At 62.9% G+C, this 26,228-nt stretch carries 26 protein-coding genes; 12 read left to right on the plus strand and 14 right to left on the minus strand.

From position 1 onward, the window contains the following. Positions 1-73: 73 nt before the first annotated feature. The 4 genes from DWU99_RS11810 to DWU99_RS11825 all read right to left on the minus strand — a co-directional run bounded on the left by DWU99_RS11810 (position 74) and on the right by DWU99_RS11825 (position 5,463). The gene (locus tag DWU99_RS11810; RefSeq protein WP_158543278.1) at positions 74-1,261 is read right to left on the minus strand and encodes a fimbrial protein; all 1,188 of its coding nucleotides are present in this window, start codon (positions 1,259-1,261) and stop codon (positions 74-76) included. Next, positions 1,258-4,014: a fimbria/pilus outer membrane usher protein gene (locus tag DWU99_RS11815; RefSeq protein WP_115478266.1), complete on the minus strand. Its 2,757-nt coding sequence runs from the start codon at positions 4,012-4,014 to the stop codon at positions 1,258-1,260. Before DWU99_RS11815 ends, DWU99_RS11810 begins: the two co-directional genes overlap by 4 nt. A 50-nt stretch (positions 4,015-4,064) precedes the next feature. Then, positions 4,065-4,808 (minus strand): fimbrial biogenesis chaperone, encoded by a 744-nt coding sequence (locus DWU99_RS11820; protein WP_115478267.1) that lies wholly within the window; start codon positions 4,806-4,808, stop codon positions 4,065-4,067. Between the two features lie 91 nt (positions 4,809-4,899). Further along, positions 4,900-5,463: a fimbrial protein gene (locus DWU99_RS11825; protein ID WP_115478268.1), complete on the minus strand. Its 564-nt coding sequence runs from the start codon at positions 5,461-5,463 to the stop codon at positions 4,900-4,902. Positions 5,464-5,869: 406 nt separating this feature from the next. Here DWU99_RS11825 and DWU99_RS11830 point away from each other — a divergent pair, with 406 nt between their 5' ends. Genes DWU99_RS11830 through DWU99_RS11850 form a run of 5 tightly spaced genes read left to right on the plus strand, consistent with a single transcriptional unit; the run spans position 5,870 to position 10,188 of the window. Next, on the plus strand, positions 5,870-6,472 hold the full coding sequence (locus DWU99_RS11830; protein WP_115478269.1) for a hypothetical protein: 603 nt from the start codon (positions 5,870-5,872) through the stop codon (positions 6,470-6,472). A 33-nt stretch (positions 6,473-6,505) separates the two neighbouring features. Continuing rightward, positions 6,506-6,703 carry a helix-turn-helix transcriptional regulator gene (locus DWU99_RS11835; RefSeq protein ID WP_115478270.1) on the plus strand — a complete coding sequence of 66 codons (198 nt, stop codon included), beginning with the start codon at positions 6,506-6,508 and terminating at the stop codon, positions 6,701-6,703. A gap of 7 nt (positions 6,704-6,710) precedes the next feature. Beyond that, positions 6,711-8,285, plus strand: coding sequence for an alpha/beta fold hydrolase (locus tag DWU99_RS11840; protein WP_115478271.1), 1,575 nt, complete (start codon positions 6,711-6,713; stop codon positions 8,283-8,285). After that, positions 8,282-9,016 carry an ABC transporter ATP-binding protein gene (locus DWU99_RS11845; protein WP_115478272.1) on the plus strand — a complete coding sequence of 245 codons (735 nt, stop codon included), beginning with the start codon at positions 8,282-8,284 and terminating at the stop codon, positions 9,014-9,016. The genes DWU99_RS11840 and DWU99_RS11845 overlap by 4 nt, the downstream gene beginning before the upstream one ends. Then, positions 9,013-10,188, plus strand: coding sequence for an ABC transporter permease (locus DWU99_RS11850; RefSeq protein WP_115478273.1), 1,176 nt, complete (start codon positions 9,013-9,015; stop codon positions 10,186-10,188). Before DWU99_RS11845 ends, DWU99_RS11850 begins: the two co-directional genes overlap by 4 nt. Positions 10,189-10,210: 22 nt before the next feature. Here the strand turns inward: DWU99_RS11850 and DWU99_RS11855 are convergent, their stop codons facing one another. Further along, on the minus strand, positions 10,211-11,062 hold the full coding sequence (locus tag DWU99_RS11855) for an alpha/beta fold hydrolase (protein WP_115478505.1): 852 nt from the start codon (positions 11,060-11,062) through the stop codon (positions 10,211-10,213). Positions 11,063-11,084: 22 nt separating this feature from the next. Next, positions 11,085-12,134 (minus strand): ferrochelatase, encoded by a 1,050-nt coding sequence (hemH, locus tag DWU99_RS11860; protein ID WP_115478274.1) that lies wholly within the window; start codon positions 12,132-12,134, stop codon positions 11,085-11,087. A gap of 111 nt (positions 12,135-12,245) precedes the next feature. Between hemH and DWU99_RS11865 the strand changes: the two genes are divergently transcribed. The 5 genes from DWU99_RS11865 (at position 12,246) to DWU99_RS11885 (ending at position 15,587) form a co-directional block, all read left to right on the plus strand. Next, positions 12,246-12,938: a lipid-binding SYLF domain-containing protein gene (locus DWU99_RS11865; RefSeq protein WP_115478275.1), complete on the plus strand. Its 693-nt coding sequence runs from the start codon at positions 12,246-12,248 to the stop codon at positions 12,936-12,938. 62 nt (positions 12,939-13,000) lie between these two features. After that, positions 13,001-13,249 carry a Sec-independent protein translocase subunit TatA gene (tatA, locus tag DWU99_RS11870; RefSeq protein ID WP_115478276.1) on the plus strand — a complete coding sequence of 83 codons (249 nt, stop codon included), beginning with the start codon at positions 13,001-13,003 and terminating at the stop codon, positions 13,247-13,249. A gap of 21 nt (positions 13,250-13,270) precedes the next feature. Next, on the plus strand, positions 13,271-13,636 hold the full coding sequence (gene tatB, locus DWU99_RS11875; RefSeq protein ID WP_115478277.1) for a Sec-independent protein translocase protein TatB: 366 nt from the start codon (positions 13,271-13,273) through the stop codon (positions 13,634-13,636). After that, positions 13,623-14,378: a twin-arginine translocase subunit TatC gene (tatC, locus tag DWU99_RS11880; protein WP_115478278.1), complete on the plus strand. Its 756-nt coding sequence runs from the start codon at positions 13,623-13,625 to the stop codon at positions 14,376-14,378. Before tatB ends, tatC begins: the two co-directional genes overlap by 14 nt. Before the next feature lie 3 nt (positions 14,379-14,381). Further along, the gene (locus DWU99_RS11885; RefSeq protein WP_115478279.1) at positions 14,382-15,587 is read left to right on the plus strand and encodes a class I SAM-dependent methyltransferase; all 1,206 of its coding nucleotides are present in this window, start codon (positions 14,382-14,384) and stop codon (positions 15,585-15,587) included. Positions 15,588-15,644: 57 nt separating this feature from the next. Here the strand turns inward: DWU99_RS11885 and DWU99_RS11890 are convergent, their stop codons facing one another. The 3 genes from DWU99_RS11890 to DWU99_RS11900 are packed head-to-tail and all read right to left on the minus strand — an operon-like array spanning position 15,645 to position 19,967. Then, the gene (locus DWU99_RS11890) at positions 15,645-16,874 is read right to left on the minus strand and encodes a multifunctional CCA addition/repair protein (protein ID WP_115478280.1); all 1,230 of its coding nucleotides are present in this window, start codon (positions 16,872-16,874) and stop codon (positions 15,645-15,647) included. Positions 16,875-16,921: 47 nt separating this feature from the next. Beyond that, the gene (locus tag DWU99_RS11895) at positions 16,922-17,866 is read right to left on the minus strand and encodes a complex I NDUFA9 subunit family protein (RefSeq protein WP_115478281.1); all 945 of its coding nucleotides are present in this window, start codon (positions 17,864-17,866) and stop codon (positions 16,922-16,924) included. A gap of 16 nt (positions 17,867-17,882) precedes the next feature. Continuing rightward, complete coding sequence (locus tag DWU99_RS11900) at positions 17,883-19,967, minus strand: transglycosylase SLT domain-containing protein (protein ID WP_115478282.1); 2,085 nt, start codon at positions 19,965-19,967, stop codon at positions 17,883-17,885. 179 nt (positions 19,968-20,146) lie between these two features. On the opposite strand from DWU99_RS11900, the gene DWU99_RS11905 reads away from it, so the two are divergent. Then, entirely contained in the window at positions 20,147-21,745 is a 1,599-nt protein-coding gene (locus tag DWU99_RS11905) for a glycoside hydrolase family 17 protein (protein WP_115478283.1), read from the plus strand. Here the strand turns inward: DWU99_RS11905 and DWU99_RS20805 are convergent. The 5 genes from DWU99_RS20805 to DWU99_RS11925 all read right to left on the minus strand — a co-directional run bounded on the left by DWU99_RS20805 (position 21,656) and on the right by DWU99_RS11925 (position 25,442). Further along, the gene (locus DWU99_RS20805; protein WP_147292920.1) at positions 21,656-22,084 is read right to left on the minus strand and encodes a hypothetical protein; all 429 of its coding nucleotides are present in this window, start codon (positions 22,082-22,084) and stop codon (positions 21,656-21,658) included. The two genes, DWU99_RS11905 and DWU99_RS20805, sit on opposite strands and share 90 nt — an antisense overlap. Then, a complete protein-coding gene (locus DWU99_RS11910; RefSeq protein ID WP_115478284.1) occupies positions 22,081-22,866 on the minus strand; it encodes an endonuclease/exonuclease/phosphatase family protein in 786 nt (261 codons plus the stop codon). Before DWU99_RS11910 ends, DWU99_RS20805 begins: the two co-directional genes overlap by 4 nt. A 58-nt stretch (positions 22,867-22,924) precedes the next feature. After that, positions 22,925-23,587, minus strand: a complete 663-nt coding sequence (locus tag DWU99_RS11915) for a thiol:disulfide interchange protein DsbA/DsbL (RefSeq protein WP_115478285.1) — start codon at positions 23,585-23,587, stop codon at positions 22,925-22,927. Between the two features lie 88 nt (positions 23,588-23,675). Continuing rightward, entirely contained in the window at positions 23,676-24,575 is a 900-nt protein-coding gene (locus DWU99_RS11920; protein ID WP_115478286.1) for a thiol:disulfide interchange protein DsbA/DsbL, read from the minus strand. 57 nt (positions 24,576-24,632) lie between these two features. Then, positions 24,633-25,442, minus strand: coding sequence for a c-type cytochrome (locus DWU99_RS11925; protein ID WP_115478287.1), 810 nt, complete (start codon positions 25,440-25,442; stop codon positions 24,633-24,635). A gap of 114 nt (positions 25,443-25,556) precedes the next feature. On the opposite strand from DWU99_RS11925, the gene yihA reads away from it, so the two are divergent. Further along, a complete protein-coding gene (gene yihA / locus DWU99_RS11930; protein ID WP_115478288.1) occupies positions 25,557-26,201 on the plus strand; it encodes a ribosome biogenesis GTP-binding protein YihA/YsxC in 645 nt (214 codons plus the stop codon). Positions 26,202-26,228 lie beyond the last annotated feature (27 nt).

Here is a 26,228-nt window from a genome sequence, read left to right on the forward strand (position 1 = left end):
CGGTACGCGGTGAGGAAAACTTGAGCCTTAGTTGTGCGCTCAGCATGCCGCCGATCATTCCGCATGCCGACTATTACTGATAAGACATAGTAAACGTGGCAGTGCCACAGACTTGACCTGCGCTGATTGGCGAGCCGGTTGCGTAGTATTGCGCGTAGTAGGGGAGCGTAAGCTCGCCATTGGGCGAGTTGCCGACCGATTGCGCAGTATTGAATTGCACGGCCTGCTGATTGCTTTGCAGCAGTTGAATGCCGACATTCGTCGCTGGTGTGCCCGCCGAGCAGGAAGCAGATGGCAGGATCACGCCGGTTGCCGTTCCAGGATTGGCCGTACTCATTGTCATGTAGAGCGACCAGCCTGACGGGCAGGTGTACTGGATGTTGAAAGACGTCTTGCCCGCCACGGAGCCGGTTGTCGGCAATGCGTTGCTGACTATCGTTGGCAATGCGACGCTGAGATTGCTTGAGCCTGCGACGACACTGCAGGTGCTCATGGATACGGTGATAGCGTTCAACGTCACCGTGGCGAAGGAAACGGAGGCGCTGCTGTACGTCGTTGTCGGGCCATCTTTCGGGGGGTTGGCGGGGACACTATCGGAATCGAAAAGCTGCAGCAGCTGGATGCTGCTTATGGTGCCTGGACTCACCGGGCCGGTTTTGACCAGCTGAGCGGTAAATTTGGCTGCAACAGGGTTCGGGCTGCAACTTCCGGGATTGTTGTTGGTTCCACCTGCTGAAGTGCAATTGCTGGTTTGTACGGCCCATCCGGTGGTGCCATTGGGTCCATTGCTGCCGCTGCTCGCCTGGGCAGGCGTCGCGGTGAGCAACACATCGATGCCCGGCACGCTGGTCTGGAACATGATGCCGCTTCCACTGGGAGAGGCATTTGTCGAGTCGATGGTTGCCAGTTGGCCGGCCAGTACCGTGAAGTCATCGTAATAGTTCGGCGTCAACAAAAAGGCCGTATAGCAATCGACGTCTACCGTTACGGACGCCGCACTGCCAATCAGTCCGTTGGCCGTGCCCGGCGCAATGCTGATGGTAGACGGCAAGGTAATGGCAGCACTGGTCGGTGTTGCGCTGCACGCGGGGGCTTGGCCGCCCGCGACCTGGGCGGCCAAGACGTGAGCATGTCCGGTTTTGCCGCCCGATGAGGTATTGATGACAAACGCAGAGCAGATCGTGGGCGACAACAGGCCAACGGCTAGCACTAGTGCGGTGACTCGTCTTGCGAGAGGCGAGGCAAATGTGGCGTATTTCATGTGCCGTCCCTCAAAACAAGTGCGTCGGCGCCAGGGTTCGTGCATGTGACGCTCATCTGTTCGTAGCCCACCGTCGTTTGTTTGTGCTTGGCTTTGGGCGCGAGCCGATAATCGAACGAACACGACTGTGCCGCTCCATTATCGTCCTGCCAGCGCGCGGTCAGTCGGCCAGCCTGATCGACACCGCGCAGCAGAATCTGTCCAGCCTGGCCCACGACACCCAGCGAGAAACCCTTCTCGTTGAACACTTCGGCACCGAATGGCAACGCCTCGCCGTCCTTGAGGCGCGCACGCACAATGAGCGTGCGACCGTTTTCGGTCTTGAATTTCAGCATCACCACTGCGCCAGCATAGGGTACGACCTGCGCGCTGCTGGCATCGAGTTGCACGTCCAGCGGCAATCCTTTGGGATCGATCTGGATGGTATTTAGCTGGTAAGGCGTCAGGTACGGCACCACCGCATAGCCGAAGCGATCCACGCGTGCGCCGGGGGCATTGGCCAGGCGTGCGCCGGCGGCGTCTGGCAAATACACGATACCCACGGTGTCGCCGAGCGGCTGGCCGAACGTGACACCGCCGGGGTGCGCAATCACCGAACCACTCGCGTTTACCGATGCCTGCGAGTAGCCGCTGCCATCGCCATAGCTGGCATTGAACACCGCATACGGACTGCGGTAGCCCACGTTCACCGAGCCGGCATTGCCGCCGCCATCGCTGCTGTGCGTCGCCGCGGCGCTGTAGTTGAACTGGCTATCGCTGCCGAGCGTGCCGTTGAGCATCGCCTGATCCTGCGAGCCACCTTGTTGATCATGACTGACGTTGAGCGTAAAGGTCGGGGAGTGCGTGTTGCGACCCAGCGGCAACGAGACGCTCACGAAGTACTCGTTGTCGTAGTGGCCCAGCGGGTCCACCGAGCGTGTCGCGGACAGGCTGTAGGTGAGCTGGTGGAAGTGGTTGTTGTAGCCGACCTGAAATTGCGTGTCGTTGCCGCGGCGATTCCAGTAGTCGCTGGCGGACACGTTGGCGTAGAACGAGCCGCCGTTGTGCCCCAAGGACTGGTTGAGCGAGAGCGTGAAATTGCTGCGCTGCCGTTCCACTCCGGTGGCGGAGAGGATCGGGTTGGTGGTGAACGCGCTTCCCGTGAGGGCGGCCTGCTGGGCGGGCGTCAATACGCTCTGCGCCGGCACGCCATCGATCGTCGGCACGATCTGCTGTGGCACGACATCGAAGGCATTGATGCCCTGGCGCGCGTAATCGCGAGCTTGTTCGGCCTGGGTCAGGCTGAGAAAGCCGCCGGTGGAATAGCGATAGGTGGCAACCGACAGGGTCGTTCCTGTCGACGGGATGATCTTGCTGTAGGTCAAACGCACACTCTGGCCCGACTGCGTCGAGTAACCCGGGATATGGGCGTCGGCCTGGGTGATGTCCATTGCCAATGCGCCATAGCGCGTATTGATCGCGGCGCCCGCCAGCAGCGCGCCATAGCCTTGTGAGCCTGCGATGCCGGCATATCCCGTCAGCAGGTTGTTGAAACCGTGCTGCACGGTGGCCTGCACCACGGCCGGCTTGTCCTGGATCGTCGCATCACGCAGCTGGCCGACGGCGATGTCGAAGCGGGTGATGCCGGGGCGCAACAGTTGCGCCACCGAGGCGTAAGGTACGGCGAAGGTGCTCACACGACCGTCTGCCTCCGTCACCGTAACCTGCAGGCTACCGCCGTAACCGGTGGGATAAAGGTCGCTGAGCGTGAACGGACCGGGTGACACGGTGGTCTCGTAGATCACCACGCCGTTCTGCCGCACGGTGATCTTGGCATTGGTCTGGGCCACGCCATGCACTACTGGAGCGTAGCCCTGCAGCGACTGCGGCAGCATGCGATCGTCGGTACCGAGTTGTATGCCGCGGATACCGTAACTGTCGAAGACGGCGCCATCCGTAAAGCTGTCGCCGATCGTCAGCTGCGCGCGCAGTGAAGACAGGTCACGCTGTACGTAGGTGTTGATGTTTTGCCACTGACTGCGCGCCGGCGCACCGGCGGCCCCCGATTCCCAGTTGGCGGTGGCGTCTTCGCGGAAATGCCAGGGGCCGAGATTCAGGCCGCTGTTTAGCCCCAGATACGACGTGGTCTGCGTCTGGCCCTGGCTGCGGCTGCGGTAGCTGTTGAAGTTGTAGTTCAGCAGGGCTGCCGGCACGCCGGCGTCCCAGTATTCCGGATTGACGTAGCCACGCGCCACCTGGCCCAGGTAAGCCTGCGGCACGCTGACATCGACACGCAGCTGCGTCATGTCGAATGCCATGGTCGCCCCCTGGATCAGGCTGCCCATGCTCACGCAGGTCTTCGGGTCGCTCAGGCTGGCAACGGTCTCGGCAGACAGCTTCGCCGGGTGCAGACCCAATTGGTCGAGCAACCGCCGGTCGATGCACGGCATGGCGCTGGCATTCGCGGACGTGGCGGCGAAACGTACGTCGCTGCGGCCAACCCAGACGTTATTGAGATAGACGTCCGCGTTGTAGCTGCCTGGAAGCACGGGGTTGCCGTGCTCGAAGCGGGAAAGGTCCGTGGTGTTCTGTCCGGCACCAGCGAGCAGGCTGCGATCGAAATCGGCAAAGCCGCTGCTGGCGCTGGCATCCGCACCGTTGGCGGCTGCAGCCGCGGATGCGTCGGGTGATGCGGCAGCGGGAGCAGCAAAAGCGCTCGTCCAGCTGCTTAGTGCGGCAGCAATGCCCACGCAAAGCAAAATCTGGCGACACACACCATGTTTAGGCGCTGGACCCGCCCCATGAAATGTGTGCCGGCGATGCGTCACGGCGAAACGGTGCCCTTGAACGAGGCGGTCGCGCCGTAGTCATTGACGATGTCATAGGCGACGGAAGTACCCGCTGCCGGCGCCGCCGTCAGTCCCTTTACTTTCAGGTGCAGCATGCCGAGCGGATCGACCATGCCAGTGTCGGCGCTGTACGACTTGCCGCCGACATCCAGCGACAATTTGACGATAGTGACGTGGTATGGCGTGGGGTTGCGCACTTCCAGTGCGTAGCCTTGGCCATCGGCAACGGCCTTCCAGGTCACCTGTTCGGGTGCTTTCTGCGCGTCGCCGGGCAGATGCGCAGGACGGTAGAAAAGTTTGAGGCGCGAGCGGATCGCGAACTGCAACAGGTTTTTGCCGGCTGCTTCTTCTCCGCTGGGCTTGGGAGGTATTTCAAGCACGTTGAGCCAGAACAGCGACTCGCGGTCACTGGGCAGCTGTGCGGGCGTGGAAATGATGCGCAGGCTCTGATCCTTGTGCGCCTCCATACGAAACAAGGGAGGCGTGATCAGAAACGGCACATTGACCTTGTCCGGCGTGGACTTGGGATCGCCATTGTCGATCCATGCCTCCACCAGTGCCGGATGAGCGTTGTCATTGGTCAGCCGCACGGTGACTTCGCCATCCTGGGCCGGAAACACGACACGCGTCCCTGCGATCAGCACGCTGGCATTCGCAGCGCCGGCGACGAGGCACATGGACATCAGGCCCGCGCGGACAGCGCGGATGAGGGTATTCATGGAAGGACTCTCGAAGGTCAACGAATGACGGAGCGTGTCCGAACTACGCTGCGGCAGAAATTGCCCTGCCGCAGCGCGCTCGTTCCGCGACTTACTGATACTGGGTCGTGTACGTCACGGTCGTGTTCACCAGGCCCGCGGTAGCGGCGGCAGTGGCGTAGTACTGAGCCTGATAGCTCAACGTGACGCCGCCACTCGAGAGCGTTCCCACTGGCGAGTTGGCATTGGTGTTGAGATTGATGACCGCGCTGGTGCCGCTGAGCAACTGCACTTCGACATTGCTAGCGACGGTCTGCGGAGAAGTAGCGGTAGCGATGTTCTTGAGGTTGCCGTCGGCAGCATTGATGTTGGAACCGCCGAACTGTTCCTGCACGCTGGTGAGGTTCGGATCGCAACCGCTCACCTTGATGGTGAAGGGCGTGTTACCGGCAACGTTGCCGGCTGCATTCAGGGCCGTCGTGAACACCACCGGCAACTGAACCGTGTTGGAGGCGCTGCCGCCAGCCACGCTGAACGTGCAGGTATTGGCGACAACCTTGCCGGTGATCGTGATGGTGCCGTCGGGAGCGGGAGCGGCAGCCCCGGCGATGCGCGGAGCCATTGCGATAACGCCAAAGCTGGCGACCAGCGCTGCGGCGAGTAGGGTTTTCTTCATTGCGGAGTTTCCTTGTTTATCGTCTAGGTAAGGTTGCAGCGTTCGGTAAAGCGCGTGCGGTGGGCCGGGCGTTTCCCCGCCCCCTCACGGGCAGGCCCACGCCTTGCACCGGACTTGAGCAACAATCGGGCCAAAGCGTGATTTGGATCACATTCCCCCCTGAAGGCCCGCCAATTTCCAGCGTAGGCCTTACATTTTTTTCAGGGAACGTTGACATTTAATCAGAAAATTCTGTGATGCGTGTCACGAAAGTTCCCGGGTGGGCCGTCAAAAAGTGACGCGATTGGTCCAGGGATACCCCTCGTTACGGCCGATAACTCCCACTTTGTAAAGCATGCTTGACATGCCTGGGCATCAGGCCTAGTCTTCGTGTCAAGTACGCTTTACATGACCTGGGAGGGGATTCATGACGCGCTTTTCACAAAAGCAATACGAATGGCGGGTGCTGGCTGCGATGGCGGTCTACTCCGCCTTCCTGCTGTACGTCTGGCCGATGGTCCGGACCACGGACAGTTATCCATTCAAGGTGCTGCTGGGCGTGGCGCCGGCGCTGCCGGTTATCTATGTGCTCGCTCAGCTGGCGCGGCGCATTCGCGCCAGCGACGAACTGGAACAGCGCACGCACCTGATTGCGCTGGGCGTTGCGATGGGTGTCGTGGGGGCACTGAGCCTGGTGGGCGGGTTTCTCAGCATCGCGGGCGTCCTCAGGATCGACGGCTCGATTCTGATCTGGGTGTTCCCCGTGATGATGCTCACCTATGGCGCTACGCGCTGGTGGGTGCTGCGGGGCTATGGCGGGGTCATGTCGTGTGACGATGGCACGAATGTCTGGCTGTGGTTGCGCTTTGTGCTGATTGGTGCCGTCGTGCTCGTGATGGCGTTGATGCACCCGCCGGGGCTGGACGGTTTCGGCCTGGGTTTCATTTATGGCACCGGGATAGGCCTGCTCGCGCTGGGGCTGGTGGTTGCCCTGAGGCAATGGTTCAAACGCCGGCTGCGCCACCACTGAACATGCGCCCCACTGCCCAAAGCATCGAACGACATGAATAACCTTGTGCGTGAATTGCGCGCTGAGCGCGGCTGGTCGCAAGCCGACCTCGCGCAAAAGCTGGATGTATCGCGGCAAACCGTCAATGCCATCGAGACCGGGAAATACGATCCGAGTCTGCCGCTGGCGTTCAAGATCGCACGCCTGTTCGGCATGACGATCGAAATGATCTTCGTACCCGGAGAGGAGTAAGGACTACATGGCCATGCGGGGAAGAACTGTTTTTCGCATCGTCGCCGCCGTTGCGGCGATCGGCGTGCTGGCATATCAGCATTGGCATCATGGCGAGCCGTCGTCGGAGAAGGACGGTGCTGAGTCGAATGCCGTTTCGGCAACCACGCAGAGCGCGCCAGCGCCGGTGCGCACATGGCAGCGAGGTTCGCTGACATTCAAGTCGTGCGAATTGGGTCGTCCGGGCAGTGGTGCCACCGCGGAAGCTTGGTGCACGACATTCGAGGTGCCGGAGAATCGCGACGATCCGCACAGTCGTCGCATTGGCCTGAAGCTCGCCATCGCGCGCAGCGACGCGCAGGTGCCGGAACCGGACATGGCCGTGCTGCTGGCGGGCGGTCCCGGCGAGGCCGCCACGGAATCATGGGTGGTGGAAGCGACGGCTTTTGCGGAAGTGCGCAAGCATCACGATGTGTTGTTGCTGGATCAGCGAGGCACCGGCGGTTCCAATCCGCTGAGCTGCAAGAATGCCGAAGACAAGTCCAACGACAACGCCCTGACCGTCGATCTGAACAAGATGCGCAAGGACGTGGCCGCCTGCCTCGATGAGGTCAGGCAGAAGGCCGATCCGCGCTACTACACCACCACCGTTGCCGCGCAGGATCTGGAGGACGTGCGCAAGGCGTTGGGATCGCCCCAGTTGGACCTGGTTGGCGTGTCCTACGGCACGCGGATGGCTCAGCAATATCTCAAGCACTATCCCGATGGCGTGCGCAGCGTCGTGCTCGACTCGGCGGTGCCGAACCAGGTCATCCTCGGCGAGGATTTCGCCGCCAACCTGGATGATGCCCTCAAGAGAGATTTCGCCGGTTGCATGGCCGTTCCCGCCTGCAAGCAGCGCTTCGGCGATTCCATGCAGACGCTGTATCAATTGCGCGACGCTCTGCGCGCCAATCCACACACAGTGAGCTTCCGCGATCCGCAGACCTATGAAACGGTGGAGCGGCCCCTGAGCGAATTTTCGCTGGCGAGCGTCGTGCGCATGTTTGCCTATCAACCCGAAACGGCGGCGCTGCTGCCGCTTTCGATCAATGCCGCCGCGCACGGCGACGTGGGGCCGTTGCTCGGTCAGGCCAAGCTGCTCAATGGCGATCTGAGCGGCGACATGAACAGCGGCATGTCGATGAGCGTGATCTGCAGCGAAGACGCGGATCTGCTGCAGCCAAACCCGCAGGACCAGAACACCATCCTTGGCAATCACCTGGTCGATGGGCTCAAGGCGCAGTGCGACGTATGGTCGCACGGTACGCGTCCCGCGGATTTTCATGCGCCGCTGAAAAGCGACAAGCCGATCCTGATCCTGTCCGGCGAATTCGATCCGGTGACGCCTCCCCGCTACGGCGAGGAAATCCTGCCGGGGCTGACGGATGGGCGACAGCTGGTTTTCAAGGGCCAGGGCCACTCGCTGCTCGGTCGCGGCTGCATGCCGCAACTGCTGAGCAAGTTCATCGACAAGCCCGATCCGAAACACCTCGACGCTAGCTGCCTGGACAAGCTCGGCGACACGCCGGCGTTCATCGACTTCAACGGAGCGTTGCCATGATCGAAGTAAGGGATCTCTACAAACACTTCGGCGACGTCAAAGCCGTGGATGGCGTGAGCTTTGTCGCGCGCGACGGTGAAATCACCGGACTGCTCGGCCCCAACGGCGCAGGCAAGACCACGACGCTGCGCATGCTCTATACCTTGATGAATCCCGACCGGGGCCAGGTTCTGGTCGACGGCATCGACGCGGCGCGCGATGCGCAGGCCGTGCGTCGCCAACTTGGCGTGCTGCCCGACGCACGCGGGCTGTACAAACGCCTGACCGCACGCGAAAACATCGAGTATTTCGCGCGATTGCAAGGCATGGAGCATGCACTGATCCAGGCGCGACGCGAACAGCTTATCAAGGCGTTGGAGATGGAAGATATCGCCGATCGTCGCACGGAAGGCTTCTCCCAAGGCCAGCGCGTGAAGACCGCCATCGCGCGTGCGCTCGTGCACGATCCGAAGAACGTGATTCTGGATGAGCCGACCAACGGTCTTGACGTGATGGCCACGCGCAGCCTGCGCCAGTTCATGCGTCGATTGAAAGGTGAAGGGCGATGCGTACTGTTTTCCAGCCACATCATGCAGGAGGTCGCTGCGTTGTGCGATCGCATCGTGGTCATTGCGCACGGTCGCGTGGTGGCGGACGAAACGCCCGATGCGCTACGCGCGCAGACCGGGCAGCTCAATCTGGAGGATGCCTTCGTGAAGATCATCGGTAGCGACGAGGGGCTGGCCGCATGAACACGATGCTGATTGTCTTCCTCAAGGAGGTGCGCGAAAACCTCCGCGACCGGCGCACGCTCGGCAGTGCGTTGCTGTTCGGTCCGCTGATCGGACCTTTCATCTTCGCGTTGATGATGAACACGGTGATCACGCGCGAATTGAACAAGGCCGACCAGCCGCTGAGGATTCCGGTCATCGGTGCGCAGTACGCGCCGAATCTGATCGACGCGCTGAAGCAGGAAGGCTTGATTCCGCGACCGCCCGTAGCGAATCCCGAAGCCGCCGTTCGCGATCAAGATGCCGATGTGGTGCTGCGCATACCGAGCGATTTCGATAAGTCCTGGCGCAAGGGCGAGGCATCCCAGGTGGAAATGATCTACGACTCGTCCCAGCGTGAAACTGGCGGTTCGATCGATCGCCTTCGCCACATGCTCGAAACCTACAGTCGCCGCCAGGGAGCGATGCGGCTGGTGGCGCGCGGTCTTTCGCCCACGATGATGGCGCCGGTGTCGGTGGACGATCGCGACCAATCCACACCGCAATCGCGGGCGGGCCAGCTGTTTTCGATCCTGCCGTACTTTTTCGTGCTCGCCGTTTTCATGGGCGGCATGTACCTGGCCATCGACCTGACGGCCGGCGAACGGGAGCGTCAATCGCTGGAACCGTTATTTGCCAATCCGGTGCCGCGCTGGAAAGTGCTGCTCGGCAAACTGGGCGCGATCTGCGTGTTTTCGCTGGCGAGCCTGACCATCAGCGTGGTGGGCTTCGGTGTGTGCGGCAGGATCATCCCGGCGGAAAAGCTGGGCATGACCTTGAATCTGGGGCCGGCTTTCGCCTTGCAGGTCGTGCTGATCATGCTGCCGCTGGTGATCTTGCTGGCGTCGCTGCAGACGCTCGTGGCGGCGTTCGCCAAGAGCTATCGCGAAGCGCAGACGTATTTGTCCCTGCTCATGATGGTGCCGGCCCTGCCGTCGGTTTTGCTGAGCGTGTTGCCAATCAAAGTGGCGCCGTGGATGTTCACGGTGCCGCTGCTGGGGCAGCAGGTCGGCATTACCCAGTTGCTTCGCGGCGGAGAGCTCACGTCGATGCAGATTTCCACCTGCGTGACGTGCGGCTTGGTCGTGGCGGTGCTTGCGACCCTGGTGACGGCCGCTGTCTATCGCTCGGAGAGGTTGGCGATTTCGGCGTAGGCCATCGATGGCTGCGCGGCGTTCACGACCATGCGCCGTGCAGCCAGTCCGCGACCGGCTGCGGATGTTCGAGGTGCAAATGGTGACAGCCGTCCATGTGCGCGACATGAATGCTCTGCACGTGCGCTGCGCGCGCCTGCATCAGCGCGGAAGGCAGATAAGGCGTCATCGGGTGGGACAGCAGTAGCGATGTCGGCGCTTCGATGCCGGCGAGCAGCGCGTCGACCTGGCTTTCCGCCATGCGCATCGCGCTGGGGCGGGTGAGGCGCGGATCGCTGCGCCAGCGCCAGCCGTCTTCGGTTTCCAGAAGGCCGCGTTCGACGATCGGTCGCGCAAGGTCCGCGCGCAGTCCGCTGGCCAGCGTGCGCGCGCTGATCGCCTGATCGATATCGCGGAACATGCGCAGCGATTTGCCGCTGCCCGTGGTCGCGGCGAACGCATCGCGAAAGCGTTGCAAGGTATGCGAGCCGTCGTCGCCGAGCGGGCCAAGGCCCTCGATCAGGCATAAGCGCTCGATGTACTGAGGCGCCGCCGCGGCAACCAGCGACGCGATGCCCGCACCAAGCGAGTGACCCAGCAAGGTGAAACGTTCAAGTTGCAGAACGCCGATCGCGGCGAGTACCGCGCCCACGTAATCCAGATAGTGATAGCTCGCGCCGGGCGGCAGGTGTCCGGAATGGCCATGACCGGGCAATTCCAGCGCGATCACGCGCCAGCGTTGCGCCAGGATCGGCGCCAGATACGCGTAGCTGCCCGCGTTGTCCAAACAGCCGTGCAACGCGAGCAACGGCGGTGCATCCGCCTCGCCCCACACCAGGGCGGTCAACGACAGATGCGGAGAGAGTTCGACACACTGCTCGATCGGTGCGGTCACGCGGACGTCCTGTGCATGTTCGTCATGGTCGCGTGGTGTCTGCGGCAAATTCCGGCCAACCCTGCGTATGGCGCAGCACCAGCGCCGCAAGGCTGGCGATCTGTTCCGGGTTGTCGTTGAGCGCCGGGATGTAGTGCAGCATGTGGCCACCCGCGGACGTGAAGAAGTCCCGGTTCTGCATGGCGACTTCCTCGAGCGTTTCCAGGCAGTCGACGGCAAAGCCAGGGCATGCGACATCCAGCCGTTTGACACCTTCGGCGGCCAGGCGTTTCACGGTGATGTCGGTGTACGGCTGCAACCACGGTTCGCGACCGACGCGCGACTGAAAACCTACGACGAGCTGCGATTCGTCCAGGCCAAGCCGCGCACGCAGCCGCTGCGCCGTCGCATGGCACTGGTGGAAGTAAGGATCGCCGGCGTCGACGTAACGCTGCGGAATGCCATGGAACGACAGCAGCAGCTTCTCGCCGCGCCTGTGTTCGGCCCACCAGCGTTCGATGGACAGCGCCAGCGCCTCGATGTGACCGTGATCGTCGTGATAGTCGTTCACGATGCGCAGCTCCGGCGGCCAGCGCATCTGTTTGATCGCATCGGCCACGGCGTCGATGACCGAGCCGGTGGATGTCGCGGAATATTGCGGGTAGAGCGGCAGTATCAATAATCGACGCACGCCTTCGCGCTGCATCTGTTCCATTTGCTCACGCACGGAGGGCTTGCCGTAACGCATGGCCAGCGCGACGCGAATCGGTCCTGATCGCGCGTGCTCCAGTTGGTTCTGCAAAGCGACGGCGAGCTTTTCGGAGCCGACACGCAAGGGCGATCCTTCGGGCGTCCAGATGCGCGCATAGGCATGCGCGGAACGTGCGGGCCGGATGCGCAGGATCACCCCGTGCAGGATCAGCCACCACAGCCAGCGCGGGTATTCGATGACGCGCGGGTCGCCCAGGAATTCAGATAGATACGGCCGCAAGGCGCTGGCCGTGGGAGCTTCCGGTGTGCCAAGGTTCACGAGCAATACGCCAGCCTGTGCAGGCTGGTCGTACGATTGGCCGGTATAGTTGCTGCGTGGCATCGTGGCGGGGATGGCTGGGTAGCGGACAGAGTCTGCCACAAGCGCTCCGCACTGCGCGGCACCGTGTCGCCGCCGACCGCGATCGAAACCCATTTACTACCGGAGCTGCCCATGTTCAAAGCATCGCTGCGTCGCATTTCGTTCCTGGCCCTGGCGCTGTTGTTGCCCACCGCTGCCGTGCATGCCGACGACGATTCCCCGCAGGCGCGCGCGCAGAATGCCGTGCGCGTGCTCAACGAAATCGAGCAGGCGCCGGACAAATCCATCCCGGGCGACCTGCTCAAGGACGCCAAGGCGATCGCGGTGATTCCGGATGTGCTGAAAGTGGGCTTCGTTTTCGGCGGTCGCCGCGGCGAGGGCCTCATTTCCGTGAAAAACCCGGACGGCACCTGGTCCAATCCCAGCTTCATTTCCTTCGGCGGCGGTAGCGTCGGCTTCCAGATCGGCGTGTCCAAGACGGACGTGATCCTGGTGTTCCGCACGGAGCGTGGCGTGGATTCCATCGTCAACGGCAAATTCACCATCGGCGCGGACGCTTCGGCCGCAGCGGGCCCGGTGGGTCGTACGGCGTCGGCCGCCACGGACCAGCAGCTGAAGGCCGAGATTTACTCCTATTCGCGCGCACGCGGCCTGTTTGCGGGCGTGGCACTGGATGGCTCGGTGTTGAAGATCGATTATGACGCCAATGCTGCGGTTTATGGGCAGGGCATCACCCCGCGGCGCATTTTCGAGGGTGGCGTGAGCAATGTTCCGGGCTCGGTCGTGCAGTTCCGCGACGCCCTGGAGGAGTACACTGCACGCTGATACGGAACGCCGGAGCTGCCCCCGCAGTTCCCTGACGGCGCAGACTCCGCAACGAGGTACTCATGGGTTTGGACAGCATTTGGCATTGGGCGATCCTGCTCGTCATCATTTTGCTGGTGTTCGGCACGGGCAAGCTGACCCGCGTCGGTTCTGATCTGGGCAACGCCGTGCGTGGCTTCAAGAAAGCCATGCAGGGCGACGAGGAAGAAGAAAAGCGCAAGGCGCAGGAAAAACTGCAGGCCGATCCGGCGCAGGGCGCCGGCAGCACGCAGGCCAACCAGAATCAGCGCGATTCCAACGAATCGAAGTAAGCCACCCAAGGAACAGCTACCGTGATCGAGATCAGCCTCGGCAAGCTGGTGTTGCTGGCGTTGGTCGCCCTGATCGTGCTCGGCCCGGAAAAACTTCCCCAGGCGGCGCGCACCGCCGGTGCGCTGATGCGTCGCCTCCGTTCCGGCTGGGACAGCGTGCGTGCCGAAGTCGAGCGCGAGCTGGAGATCGAAGAACTCAAGCGCACCGCGCGCGAAGCGGCGGCACGCGCGGAAGCTGCGCAGAGCGAGATGAATAACGTCATGCGCAGCACGCGCGAACAGGTGGCGACCACCTCCGCCGAGGTTCGCGACGAGATCGCGCAAGTCCATAAGGACATCACCGAGACCGATGCCGCGTCGAAGGAATCCACGCATGGCAACGCCTGAGCCCGAACTGGACGTGCAGCAGGGGTTGTTCTCGCATCTGCTTGAACTGCGTACGCGTTTGATCAAGGCGATCCTCGCCTTGGTGGTGGTGCTGGTTGCGCTGGTGCCGTTCGCCAACCGTCTCTATTCATGGCTCGCCGCGCCGCTGGTGTCGCGCCTGCCGCAAGGCGCGCACCTGATCGCGACCGAAGTTGCCAGTCCCTTCGTCACACCCTTGAAGCTGGCGTTCTACACCGCGTTGTTCATCAGCATGCCGGTCATCCTGTATCAGCTGTGGGCATTCGTAAGTCCGGGCTTGTACAAGCATGAAAAGCGTCTCGCGCGTCCGTTGCTGGTCGCGGCGCTGATCCTGTTCTACATCGGCTGCGCGTTTGCGTATTTCCTGGTGTTGCCGGCGGCGTTCCGCTTCCTGACCGCCGTGACGCCGCAAGGTGTGGAGATGATGACCGACATCACCCATTACCTCGACTTCGTCATGCTGATGTTCTTCGCTTTCGGCCTGTGCTTCGAAGTGCCGGTGGCGGTGGTGATTCTGGCCGCGGTCGGCATCGTCGACCTGGACAAGCTGCGCAAGGGTCGTCGTTACGCGATGGTCGGCGCATTTGCCATCGCCGCGGTGGTGACGCCGCCGGACATCACCTCGATGATCATGCTGGCCATTCCGATGTGCCTGCTTTACGAAATCGGCGTGCTCGCGGTGCGCTGGCTGCTCAAGCCGTCCGCCGCGCAAGCCACAACCTGACCCATGAATCCATCCAAGACTTCCCGCCTGCCCGAGCCTGCCGCGGACGAGCTGGCCCATTCCGACCGCTTGCTGCAACACCTGCGCGAACAAATCGCCGCTCGTGGTCCGATGCCGTTTTCGCAATACATGGAACGGTGCCTGTACGCGCCGGGGTTGGGTTACTACAGCGCGGGCAAAACCAAGTTCGGCGAGGCGGGCGACTTTGTCACCGCGCCGGAGCTTGGCGATCTCTTTGCAGGTTGTGTGGTGCGTGTCGTGCAACCGGTGCTTGCCTTGCTGGGCGAGCAGGCCGATTTCCTCGAACTTGGCGGTGGCAGCGGCGCATTCGCCGAAGCGGCCTTGCTGGCCTTTGCACGCCAGGGTGCAATGCCGCGCCGTTATTTGATCCTCGAACCCAGTGCCGATCTGCGCGATCGCCAGCGCGAACGGCTCTCCGTGGCGTTGCCGCCCGATGCGTTCGCGCGTGTCGCGTGGATCGATCGTCCGCCGGAAGACGCATGGCGAGGCGTGTTGTTCGCCAATGAAGTGATCGATGCGTTGCCCACCACACGCTTCCTCGTTCGTCATGGCGACATCTACGAAGAACATGTCGCACTGGATGGTGAAGGACGCTTGCTGCGCGTGGACCGTCCTGCGGATGTGCTTGTCGCGGGAGCGGTGAGGCACGTGGAGCGCGATCTGGGCCGCGATTTCGACGATGGCTATCGCTCGGAAATCCTGCCGCAGTTGCCGTACTGGATTCAGGCCATTGCCGGAACGCTCGAGGCCGGCGTGATGCTCTTCATCGACTACGGCTACGTGCGTCGCGAGTACTATCTGCCGGAGCGGCAGGACGGCACGCTGATGGCGCACTATCGTCATCGCGCGCACAACGATCCGCTCTACCTGCCCGGGCTCAACGATCTCACCGCATCCGTCGACTTCACTGCGTTGGCGGAAGCAGGAAACAGCGCCGGATTTGCCGTTGCCACATACATGCCGCAAGCGCAGTTCCTGATCGCGGCAGGCTTGCAGGAAGTGTTCGAGCAGGCCTACGAAAACGCGACCGATGAAGCCGCGCGTTACCGGCTTGCCCAGCAGGTCAAGAAGCTCACGCTGCCCGATCAGATGGGCGAGCGCTTTCAGGCGATGCTTCTTGCACGCGGACTTCCCGTGTTGCCGGTGCCCGAAGAGCTATTGGCGTCCGATCACGGTGATCGTCTGTAATCGTCTCATCAGCGGTTGGTCGCGCTGCACTTGCTGAAGTCGACTTCGCCGAGAGCGCTAGGTACTACGAAGCTTCACATCGGCGATCGCCCGGATTCTGGCCTTTTCCATGGCCGCACCCACCGCCGGACCTTGCAGGCCATCGGCCACAAACGGACCCGATGTGATCGATGCTGCCGCATCCCGCGCGGCCCGCAGCCATGCGGCTTGCGGATAGTCGTCGTGCTCGTGACCCAGCCGGCCGCGTTTGTCGGCCATGCATGCGGTCAGGAAGGTGGTTAGCCGTTCGGGTCTGCGCAGCGCATCCAGCGACACCAGCAGCTTGAGTACCGTGGATGGCTTCAAATCCAGTGCTCGGTGCGCGTTGAGATGTTCGCGGCAGACCAGCTCCGCCAAGGTCGCGTATTCCGTCGGCACGCGCAGGCGCGCGGCCAACTCGCGCAGCGGCTTCACGCCGCGCTGTTCGTGGCCGACGTGGCGAGGCAGTTCGTCGGCAGGCGTGAGCGCCTTGCCGAGATCGTGCGCCAGCGCGCAGAAGCCGACCAGGTCGTCGCCGGGCGCCAGTCGCGCGGCGGCATCCAGCACCATTTCCAGATGCACGCCGGTGTCGATTTCCGGATGAAACTCGGCGCGTTGCGGCACGCCGTACAGCGCATCGATTTCCGGAAACAGCACCGCCAGTGCGCCGGCCTCGCGCAGCACGCGCAGGAAGGCCGACGGCTGCGCTTCGCCCAGCGCCTTGCGCGTTTCCGCCCATACGCGTTCGGGCACCAGATGATCGATTTCGCCATCGCGCACCATCTGTTGCAGCAGCGACATCGTTTCGTCGGAGACCGTAAAACCGAGCGGCGCGAAGCGTGCGGCAAAACGTGCCACACGCAGCAGTCGCACAGGATCTTCCACGAAAGCTGGCGATACGTGTCGCAACAGGCGTCGCTCAATGTCCCGTGCGCCGCCGTAAGGATCGACCAGCGCACCGTGTTCGTCTTGCGCGATGGCGTTGATGGTGAGATCCCGCCGCGCGAGATCCTGTTCCAGTGTCACGTTCGGATCGGCGTGGAAGGCAAAGCCGTGATAGCCGCGACCGGTCTTGCGCTCGGTGCGCGCCAAGGCGTATTCCTCGCCGGACTTCGGGTGCAGAAACACCGGAAAATCCTTGCCGACCGGCTTGTAGCCCAGCGCCAGCATGTCATCCGGTTGCGCACCGACCACCACGTAGTCGCGATCGACCACGGGACGTCCCAGCAAGCTGTCGCGGACGGCGCCGCCAACCAAATAAGTGCGCATGCACGCATTCTGCCATGCCGGGCGCACCAAGCTTCGTCATGTCGCGCTCAGCGGTGGCGGAACGCCTGCCTCGATGCATCCAATCGGTGCTGGCGTGGCGAGCCCTGCACCAGTCGAGGCAGCCAGGGTGTGAAAGGCTGGGGCACGATGCCCAGAGCCGCGTAACCGTCCACCTCGCCAACGGAATCCGTATGCAGCGAGAGGAAGTTGTCGACGGAGAATGGTTTGCCGGGCATCCATCCGGCCACCTGGGCCTGCAGGCGACCAAGACCATCGTTCAGCGGAACGATGCGGGTGTGCAGGCCGGCTGCATCGCGGATAGCGCGAACGATCTCGCCCAGGCTCAGCACCTGCGGACCGTAGAGCTCGAAACGGCGGCGTCGCGACAGCTTGTCGTCGGCAACGCAGCGCGCGATGGCTTCGGCCACGTCGCCCGCGTAAGTGGGCGCCATCAGAGATCCGGCGCGTGCCAGCGGAAGCACGGGCATTTTGCGCAGCAATGCGACGAAGCGTGTGACCAGACCATCGCCGTCGCCGAAGATCACGCTGGGCTCGTAGATCGTCCAATCCAGTGGCGATGCCTTCACCAGCGTTTCCGCTTCGCCACGTGTCTTGAGGTATTGCGAAAGACCCTGGCCCGCCTTGAGCGAACTCATCTGATGCAGGCGCTTGACGCCCACGGCGAGGCAGGTTTCGATCAGCCGCCGCGCCAAGTCCACGTAGACGCGTTGGAAGGTATGGCGGCCTTGCGGGTTGAGGATGCCGATCAGGTTGATCACGGCATCCGCTCCCTCCAGGTGCTGGCGCAGGACCGCATCGTCGTAGACATCCGCGCTGCGGATGTCTACGTTCGGCAGCACCGCCATCGAACGACGCAGTTCGCGATTGCGCGAAAGCAGCGTGATGTGGTGACCGTCGGCGGCAAGCCTGGGTACGAGATAACTGCCAACGAAACCGGTTCCGCCAAGTAGAACGAGGCGCTGGGTTGTCATGGCTGGAGTCCTCGAGTCAGTGCACTTTGTCCTTGGTGGGTACGCCGGGCGTCGATGGAACAGTGGTCGGAGGCGTCGGGGCCGGGCTTGCGGGTGCCGCTTCCGGCGGCGCCGTGCAGCTTATGTCCTTGCGCGGATCCTGCGCGTTCGGACGGCTATACGGCTTTCCGATCAGCGGCATGCGACTCGATATCGGGCTGACCGTGCCGTGCAGACGCCAATCATAGATCACGCTGTAGTACATGACACGCGCCACGTATTCGCGCGTTTCCTTGAACGGCATGGTGGCGACGAACACGTCGGGCGGAAGGCTGCCGCGCGCATCCAGCCATTGGTTCACGCGGGCGGCGCCGGCGTTGTAGGCGGCGCTCGCCAGCCACGGCGAATCGTCGAAACGGGCCGCCATGGCGGCGAGATAACGCGTGCCGAGCGCGATGTTCACCGCAGGGTCGAACAGGCTGTTGCCCCCATTCCACGGAAGGCCGTTTTTACGCGCCACGTCGGCTCCGGTGCTGGGCAGCAGCTGCATTAAGCCGCGCGCATCGGCACCCGACTGGGCATCGCTCATCCAGGCGCTTTCCTGGCGCAGGATGCCGTAGGCCCAGGACGGATCGATGCCGGCCTCCTGTGCCTGCTGCACGACGCCGTCCTGGCTGGCAAGCGGGAAACGCAGGGTGTAGTAACCCAGCGCTTCTCCTTTGTTGAAGGTGAACACGGCGCGGTCGTACCAGCCGCGCTGGTCGGCGAGGTTGACCGCCTGCCTGAGGGTTTCCGTATCGGCATCGGCCAGCGTCGCCGTCCACTCGCGCCGTGCCGCCCTGAGCATCCCGACGGCGAACAGCTCGAAAGCGCGCTGCATGCCGGGCATGGCCAGCACGGCCTGTTCGCCTTCCGGGCTGACCGCAGGTTTCAGAACGCAGAGCGCATACGAGGCGTTCTGGTGATCGGCGGCGAGGTAGCCGAAGTAGCTCGACTGCACGGCAGCCGTCGCGTATGCGCGTTGAGCGTCCCCGGTGCGTCCCAGTTGGCTGAGCGCGCGGGCGCGGAAATACAGCCATTCGTCGTTCTGCTGCTGGGCCGGTGTCAGCGCGTCGATCGCCGCGAGGACGGCATTCCAGTCCTGCATCGCCAGCGCCGCGCGCACGCGCCATTCGCGGCTGGTGTCGGTCTGCGCCGCGGCCGGCAGACTCACCAGGCGCGCCAGCGCATCAGGGTCGTAATCGGTGGCGTGGAACACGGCCAGCGCGTTGAGCACGTTGTTGCGCTGGCTGGGCGTCAGCTGGAACCGGCTTTGCAGGTCCTGCCATGCGGTATCCGCCGTCGTGGATTGGCGCCGCGCCAGGCGCACCAGCGCCAGCGTGACGGCCTGTCGCGAGTGGCTTGTATCCGGCCAGTCCTTGGCGGCGGCCACGGCGGCGGCCGGGTCGGTCAGTGCAAGGACAATCCGCTGCGCCGCCTTGGCATCGTCGTCGGGCAGCCACTGGGTCATGTCCGAAATGCTGTCGCTTTTGCCGGCATCCATGGCCGTGTCGATGCGCGTCCACAGCCGTTCCTTGGTGAGCAGGCCCTGATCGTGCGCCGCCTGCAACACGGGATCGCACGCGGACGGCAGCGACGGTTCGGCCCATAGCTCCGCGAGATCCTTGTTGAAATCGAGTGTCGTGCCGCCTTCCAGTCGCGCCTGCAAGGCATCGCATGTCAGCGCGTCGCCGAGGCCGGGTTGGTACATCGCCTGAAAATTGCTCCAATCCTGGCGACGCGCCAGTTCCATCAGAAAATTGCGGCGCAGATCGCCGGTGGGGATCAGATCCGGATATTGCTTCAGGTAGGCCTCGACGGTGGGTCGATCGATGAGCTGGATGTCATGCTCCAGCGACGCGGCCTGCAGATAGGGGTAGAGCGGGTAATGCTGGAGATTGTTCGCCATTGCGCGCCAGCTGTCGCCGCCCTGGCTGGCGGCCGCGTAGACTTGCTTGAAACTGGCGCGCTGCGCCTCGATCGTGGCGGTATCCGTTTGCGCGGCTGCAGCGCCGACCAGCATCCAGCTGGCGAGCACGATCAACAGACGGCCAAGGCGCGGCGGTGTGGCTTGCGGGGCCATGGGAACTCCAATTCCTGCGGGCAATCGGGACGAAGTGTAATGGATGGTTTCTGAGCGCCCTGAACGAGTCGTAAGCTTTGCGATCACGATGTCGACGCCCGGTGATCGTTCGTCCGATCCCGGCTTGATGCAGGCTGCTAAGCTTGCGCGCTTGAGCGTGCCGCACCTACAGGACCCGCATGTCGTCACCTTCCAACAGCGTCGTTTCCTACGCATTCGCCTGGTTTTTGCTGGTGCTGACCGCGCTGACCGGCGGCTTCTGGTGGTGGAACGTGGGACGGCCGGTGGATCTGCCCGATGCGCCGTCGGCGCGCATCGCCTGTGTGTCGTACGCGCCGTTCCGCAAGCCCGGCGAAACGCCGTACAACGCGAAGTTCGTCATCACGCCGGAACGTATCGATGAAGATTTGCGCTCGTTGTCGCAACGCTTCGATTGCGTGCGCACGTATTCGCAGGGCAACGGCCTCAGCGCCGTGCCGGCGATTGCCGCGCGCTATCACATGCAGGTGTTGATGGGCATCTGGATCGGTGGCATCAGCAAGGAAAACGACAAGGAAGTGGCGATGGGTATCGCCACCGCCAATGCCAATCCGAAAACCATTCGCGGCATCGTGGTCGGCAATGAAGTGCTGCTGCGCGGCGAAGTGTCGCCCAAGCGCCTGGCCGAATACATCCGCACCGTGCGTGCCGCGACGCCGGCATCGATACCGATTACCTATGCCGACGTGTGGGAGCGCTGGTTGCGTTATCCGCAGTTGGCGAGCTCGGTGGATTTCATCACCATCCACATCCTGCCGTATTGGGAAGACAATCCGGTCAACACCATCGATGCCATACATCATGTCGAGGATGTGTACGCGCGCGTGCAGCACACGTTTCCCGGCAAGCAGCTGATGATCGGCGAAACCGGCTGGCCCAGCGCAGGACGTCTGCGTCGCACGGCGGAGCCCAGCGTGGTGAACGAGGCGCGTTACCTGCGCGAGTTCCTTCGTTACGCGGCACAGATGCACATGCCGTACAACGTGATCGAAGCGTTCGATCAACCGTGGAAGCGCGCGCAGGAAGGCACGGTCGGGGGCTACTGGGGCATCTTCGATTCCGATGCGCGTCCGAAGTTCTCGATGCTTGGCCCCGTCACGGAAGAGCCGTTCTGGTGGTGGGGCTGGATTGCCGGTGCGATCGGCGTTGCCGTGTTCACCGTCGTGGGTTTCTGGCCGCATCGATGGCACGGCGTGCGCGGCTGGCTTGCGCTGATACTTTCGGGTTTTGCCGCCGGTACCGCTGTGGCGTGGCAGGTTCGAAAGATGATGTACGCCTGCGGTCCGTTATGGGAATGGGTATTGTCGTCCGTGACGCTGGCGCTGGCGATCGTCGTGGCGGCTGCATTGGCCCGACGCATCGCGGCACATTTCGCCGATCGCTTCGACGACACGGAGCCTGCGCCGTGGTGGCGTTTCGGCTCGCTGTTCGCCATGGTGCTTTACGACATCCTGATGGCGTTCGACGGGCGCTATCTCGATTTCCCGATGGGCCTGTTCGCGTTGCCGTGCATCGGCTATGCCGTGTTCGGATTGCTGACACGCGAACACGTCATGCCGTCGGTCGAGCAGCGTTTTCTTGCCTGCGCCGGTCCCGTGCTTGCGGTCGTGCCGGTGGTCCAGGAGGTGGGCATGAACAAGGTGGCCTGGTTATGGCTTGGCCTGAACCTGGTGATTGCCTTGCCCATCTACATCAACTGGCATCGCCATGCCGTTGGCCTGCAGACGCACAAGGCGTAGACAGCCGACCAGCAATGCGACCGCGCCGGCGTAATAGCAATACATGATCAAGGCGAACAGGCCGAGCGCTGCCCCCAGCCACGCGATGGCCGGTTTCTTCGAGAACAGTGCCACCAGCATCGCGATGAGCGCGGCGATGCCGAAGCCGTAAGTGTTGAATCCCATGACGACGGCGGCGCGAAAGCTGCACGATGCAGGCACGTTGGCATTGCCCTCGTCGCAAAGATGCGCGAGTGCGGGCGGCTCGATGAAGTCGAAGCGCAGCCATGCCGCGGACAGGCCCACCACGGCGAGCAGAAGCCACGGCAGGAGAACGGGGATCAATCGTCGGGTTGTCATCGGGATAATTTGATGGAGTGCGAGGGCAACTGGATTTCCGCAGCCAGCGCGAGGTGATCGGAAAAGGCTTGCGGCAACGTCCATACTTTTTCGATTTTGATATCCGGCGAGACCAGGATGTGATCGAGCGCGCGGCGCGGCTTCCAGCTTGGAAAGGTCGGCACGGGGTGCACCGGTGGCTGCAGGTTGCAACGTGTGAATAGATGCCGCATTTCGCTGCTGTGCGCATCGGTGTTGAGGTCGCCCATCAACACCGCATGCGGATAATCCTGCAGAACTTCCGCGATGAAGCCGAGCTGTTTCCCGCGTGCCTGCGCGCTTAAGGAAAGGTGCGCGATCATCACGGCCAATCCATTGGCGTCATCGCCGAAACGCGCCAGCAACGCACCACGGCCTGGAATGCGACTGGGGAGCGGGTAGTCGATCACCACTTGCGGTTCGAGCCGGCAGATCAGGCCGTTGGCCGTATGGGAAATCTGCGCGACCGGACGGTTGGGTTGGTGACTCCAGAACGGCATGCCGGAAGTTTCGGCAAGGTAACGCGTCTGGTTGAGAAACCCCGAGCGCAGACTGCCCGCGTCGGCTTCCTGCAGGCCGATCACGTCGAACTGCGGAAGCAATGCCGCGAGTTGATCGAGGTTATCCAGCTTGCTGCGTCCGGGCAGCATCGCATTGATGCTGCGCGTGACGTATTGCCGGTAATGCTGCACGCTGGCGCCGGCCAGAATGTTACAGCTCAACAGGCGCAGCCGATGCTTGGTGGAGGATCCGGCGCGGGTCATTGGGACTAAGTTACATGCTGGCGGTGCGGCAGATGTGAAAAAGCCGCACCGCCCGATATTAATGGCCCTTGGCGTTCAGTTCCTGCTGGACCAGCCACTTGGTGAGGGCGACCAACTGCGGGAAGTCCTTGATGTTGTAGCTGCGGTATTTGCCATCGACAACGATGGTCGGCGTACCGTCCACGCCCCAGGTCTGGATCAGCTGAAGATCTTTCTTGATCTGCGCGTCCACTTCAGGCGAATTGGCAATGGTCAGGAACTGGCCCTTGTTCGCACCGTGGATGGCGTAGAAGTTGGCGATCTCTTCCATCGAATTGATGGGGTATTGTTGCTTGAACTTGGCGTCGAAGAGCGCGTCGTGCGTCTGATCGACGATGCCGAGTTTCTTGGCCGCGTAGTAAGCGCGTGCGAACGGCACCCAGCTGTCGTTGAATGGCGCCGGCACCAGCTTGAACTCCACACCCTTGGGCAGCGATTTGCGCAGTTCGTCGACGTACGGCGAGAACTCGGCGCAGTGAATGCATGCGTACGAGAACACTTCCACCACTTCGATCTTGCCGCTGTCGCTCGCGCGGTGGTAAGGCGCGGGCAGCGAGACGTACTCGACGCCATCTGTAAAGGATGCCGGAGCCGCGGCATCGGAGGGAGATGCGCTGCATGCACTCGTCACGGCGAGGCCGCAGAGCAGGGCGAGCAAACGGAAGCGGGCGGTCTTGAACATGGTTTTTCCTGCGCGATGACGACACCTGTGTCGCCGTCAATACGTCAAATAAAAAGCGCCCGGCGAACCGGGCGCTGGGTCATCGGTATTACTTGCCGGCGGCTTCTTTGGCGACGAGCCATTTGGCCAGCTCGATCGACTGTCCATAGCCGCCCGCGTCGCCGGGCGTGAAGCGGTATTTGCCGTTGACGATGATCGTGGGCGTGGCGTCCACGCCGTACGCCTTCACCATGTCATCGGCGCGCTTCATCTGCGTGTTGATGCTGAAGGAGTTGGCGACAGCGACGAATTCCTTGGGATCGACGCCGTGCTTGGCATAGAACTTCGCGACATCATCGATGGTGGGCCATGCGGACTGCGGCTTCGGTCGGCCGGTATTGAGGTCGTCCGACGCCAGCTCGCCGCTCTTCCAAATCGCATCGAACATCGCGTCATACGTCTTGTCGGCCACGCCCAGCGCTTTCGCGGCGAAATACGCGCGCTGGAACAGCGGGAAGTTTTCGTCGGGGCGGAACGAAACCGGCAGATAGGTCATCACCGCATTCGAAGGCAGGTTCTGCGCCAGCTGATCGGCCGTGGTGTGGAACGCATTGCAGGCCGGGCAGGCGTAGGAGAACGCCTCGGTCACCACGATCCTGTCCGGAATGCCGGTGGGCTGCGCGGGTTCGATGGTGAAGTAGTTCTTGCCCTCGACCCACTTGCCGTTGTCGACGAACGGCTCAGCCGGCGTAGAGGTGGTGGCTTTCTGAGCGGTCGTGCTGGCTGCTGGCGGCGTCGCAGTGCTGCTGGCGGCTGCGGCGGCGGTCGAGGCTGCAGCGGGTGCGGGCGTGGTGGCAGCCGGTGCCGGCTTCGCTGCCGATGCCGGCGCAGCCGGCGCCGAGGATTGCGCAGGGGCCGGCTGAGGCGAAGCAGTGTTGTCAGAACCGTTGTGACTGCAGGCGGCGAGCGCGATCAGCGCGACGCCAAGGAAAGACAAACGCTTCAACATGATCAGCCTCGGGGTGGGGAATACGGAAAAACCTTGGACAACATCGACGGCCTGAAGTTACGGCGAGGCCGTCGCGGGGGCACTGCCGTCGGTTGCATGCAGGCCTTCGATGTAGCTGGCGACGGCGGCGATGTCCTGCGGGTCGAGTTTCTTGGCGATGGTCGGCATGATCTGCGCATGCGGCTCGTTGCCCCAGATGACGCCGTCGTGGAAGTCTTTCAGCTTGGCTTCGATGTACTGCGCGTGCTGGCTGGTGAGCTGCGGATACATCGCGCCCGGATTGCCTCGGCCATCGATGCTGTGGCAGGCCATGCAGGCAGGAATGCCGCGCGCGGTGTCGCCTTCGCGATAGAGTTTTTCGCCCTGCGCCACCACCGTCTGGTCGGCCACGCCGGGCAACGAGCGCTTGCTGGCGAAGTACGCGCCGATATCGTGCATGTCCTGATTGGACAACGGCGTGGCCATGCCCATCATGATCGCGTTCTGGCGCGAGCCGGACTTGAAGTTGTGCAGCTGGTGCGCGATGTACATCTCGTGCTGGCCGGCGAGCTTGGGATACTGCGGATCGGTGGAGTTGCCGTCCACGCCGTGGCACGCGCCGCAGGCTGCGGCCTTGCCCTGGCCGACGGTGGCATCGCCCGGCTTGGCGGCAGCCATGCTGTCGGCGTCGCTTGCAGGCGCGGCGGCGGCAGGTGCGCTGCTGGCGGCGGGTTTTGCAGCGGTGGAGGCGGCGGCCGGAGCCGGGGGAGTTTTCTGGGCCGCCTGGCCCTTGGCATTCTGCGCAAAGACGACGCCGGCAGACAAAGCGAAGACCAGGGCTACTGCATTCACGACAGCGGGCCGAAAACCGGCGAGCCGAAAACTCATACACTTGCCTCCAGGAAATGCTGCTATGGACGTATGGGGCGAACCCTCTGCGTACCGCGACTGGCAGAACCTCGAAATTATCCCCACGCCATCTTAGCCGGTCAAATCGCCTATATGTCTGCCAATCCGCTGCAGGGTGCACAATTCGTGCTCGCCGCCCATCGCATTCATCAACTACCTGCCGACGAAGGCGCGGAGGTTGCGTTCGCCGGACGTTCCAATGCCGGAAAGTCCAGCGCATTGAATGCATTGACGGGACAAAAAGCGCTTGCGCGCACCTCCAAGACGCCCGGTCGCACCCAGCAGATGGTGGCCTTTTCCTTGCCGGTGACCGTGCATGACGAAATGTCGCAGGCAGCCCCGGTACGCCTGATCGACCTTCCCGGCTACGGCTACGCCAAGGTTCCCGAGGCCCTGCGCGAACACTGGCGGCATGAGATCGATGCCTATCTGCACCAGCGCCGCAGCCTGCGCGGCGTGGTGCTGATAGCGGATATCCGCCATCCCATGAAAGAGTTCGACAGGATGATGCTGGAATTCTGCTTCGGGACCCTTCTGCCCTGTCACGTGTTGCTGACCAAGGCGGACAAGCTTTCTCGCAACCAGGCCCAGCAGGCGCTGGCTGCGGTGCGCAAGCAATTGGATGCGAGCACGCCGGTGACGGCGCAGATCTTTTCCTCGTCCGAGGGGACAGGTGTGGAAGAAGCGCGCGATGCGGTGATGCGCATGCTGCACGGCGAAGGCCGCGGCGACGCGTGAGCGCTGCGCTTCACCGGTCGCACATGA

It is taken from the genome of Dyella psychrodurans (genome assembly GCF_003363265.1).
Lineage (GTDB): Bacteria > Pseudomonadota > Gammaproteobacteria > Xanthomonadales > Rhodanobacteraceae > Dyella_B > Dyella_B psychrodurans.

Coding starts and splice junctions, on each gene's coding strand:
- DWU99_RS11840 (WP_115478271.1), top strand. CDS start 6,711: ATGGCCATGCGGGGAAGAACTGTTTTTCGCATCGTCGCCGCCGTTGCG.
- DWU99_RS11865 (WP_115478275.1), top strand. CDS start 12,246: ATGTTCAAAGCATCGCTGCGTCGCATTTCGTTCCTGGCCCTGGCGCTG.
- DWU99_RS11915 (WP_115478285.1), bottom strand. CDS start 23,587: ATGTTCAAGACCGCCCGCTTCCGTTTGCTCGCCCTGCTCTGCGGCCTC.
- DWU99_RS20805 (WP_147292920.1), bottom strand. CDS start 22,084: ATGACAACCCGACGATTGATCCCCGTTCTCCTGCCGTGGCTTCTGCTC.
- tatC (WP_115478278.1), top strand. CDS start 13,623: ATGGCAACGCCTGAGCCCGAACTGGACGTGCAGCAGGGGTTGTTCTCG.
- DWU99_RS11920 (WP_115478286.1), bottom strand. CDS start 24,575: ATGTTGAAGCGTTTGTCTTTCCTTGGCGTCGCGCTGATCGCGCTCGCC.
- yihA (WP_115478288.1), top strand. CDS start 25,557: ATGTCTGCCAATCCGCTGCAGGGTGCACAATTCGTGCTCGCCGCCCAT.
- DWU99_RS11845 (WP_115478272.1), top strand. CDS start 8,282: ATGATCGAAGTAAGGGATCTCTACAAACACTTCGGCGACGTCAAAGCC.
- DWU99_RS11910 (WP_115478284.1), bottom strand. CDS start 22,866: ATGACCCGCGCCGGATCCTCCACCAAGCATCGGCTGCGCCTGTTGAGC.
- hemH (WP_115478274.1), bottom strand. CDS start 12,134: ATGCCACGCAGCAACTATACCGGCCAATCGTACGACCAGCCTGCACAG.
- DWU99_RS11830 (WP_115478269.1), top strand. CDS start 5,870: ATGACGCGCTTTTCACAAAAGCAATACGAATGGCGGGTGCTGGCTGCG.
- DWU99_RS11905 (WP_115478283.1), top strand. CDS start 20,147: ATGTCGTCACCTTCCAACAGCGTCGTTTCCTACGCATTCGCCTGGTTT.
- DWU99_RS11825 (WP_115478268.1), bottom strand. CDS start 5,463: ATGAAGAAAACCCTACTCGCCGCAGCGCTGGTCGCCAGCTTTGGCGTT.
- DWU99_RS11810 (WP_158543278.1), bottom strand. CDS start 1,261: ATGAAATACGCCACATTTGCCTCGCCTCTCGCAAGACGAGTCACCGCA.
- DWU99_RS11885 (WP_115478279.1), top strand. CDS start 14,382: ATGAATCCATCCAAGACTTCCCGCCTGCCCGAGCCTGCCGCGGACGAG.
- DWU99_RS11820 (WP_115478267.1), bottom strand. CDS start 4,808: ATGAATACCCTCATCCGCGCTGTCCGCGCGGGCCTGATGTCCATGTGC.
- DWU99_RS11850 (WP_115478273.1), top strand. CDS start 9,013: ATGAACACGATGCTGATTGTCTTCCTCAAGGAGGTGCGCGAAAACCTC.
- DWU99_RS11890 (WP_115478280.1), bottom strand. CDS start 16,874: ATGCGCACTTATTTGGTTGGCGGCGCCGTCCGCGACAGCTTGCTGGGA.
- DWU99_RS11900 (WP_115478282.1), bottom strand. CDS start 19,967: ATGGCCCCGCAAGCCACACCGCCGCGCCTTGGCCGTCTGTTGATCGTG.
- tatA (WP_115478276.1), top strand. CDS start 13,001: ATGGGTTTGGACAGCATTTGGCATTGGGCGATCCTGCTCGTCATCATT.
- DWU99_RS11835 (WP_115478270.1), top strand. CDS start 6,506: ATGAATAACCTTGTGCGTGAATTGCGCGCTGAGCGCGGCTGGTCGCAA.
- DWU99_RS11895 (WP_115478281.1), bottom strand. CDS start 17,866: ATGACAACCCAGCGCCTCGTTCTACTTGGCGGAACCGGTTTCGTTGGC.
- DWU99_RS11925 (WP_115478287.1), bottom strand. CDS start 25,442: ATGAGTTTTCGGCTCGCCGGTTTTCGGCCCGCTGTCGTGAATGCAGTA.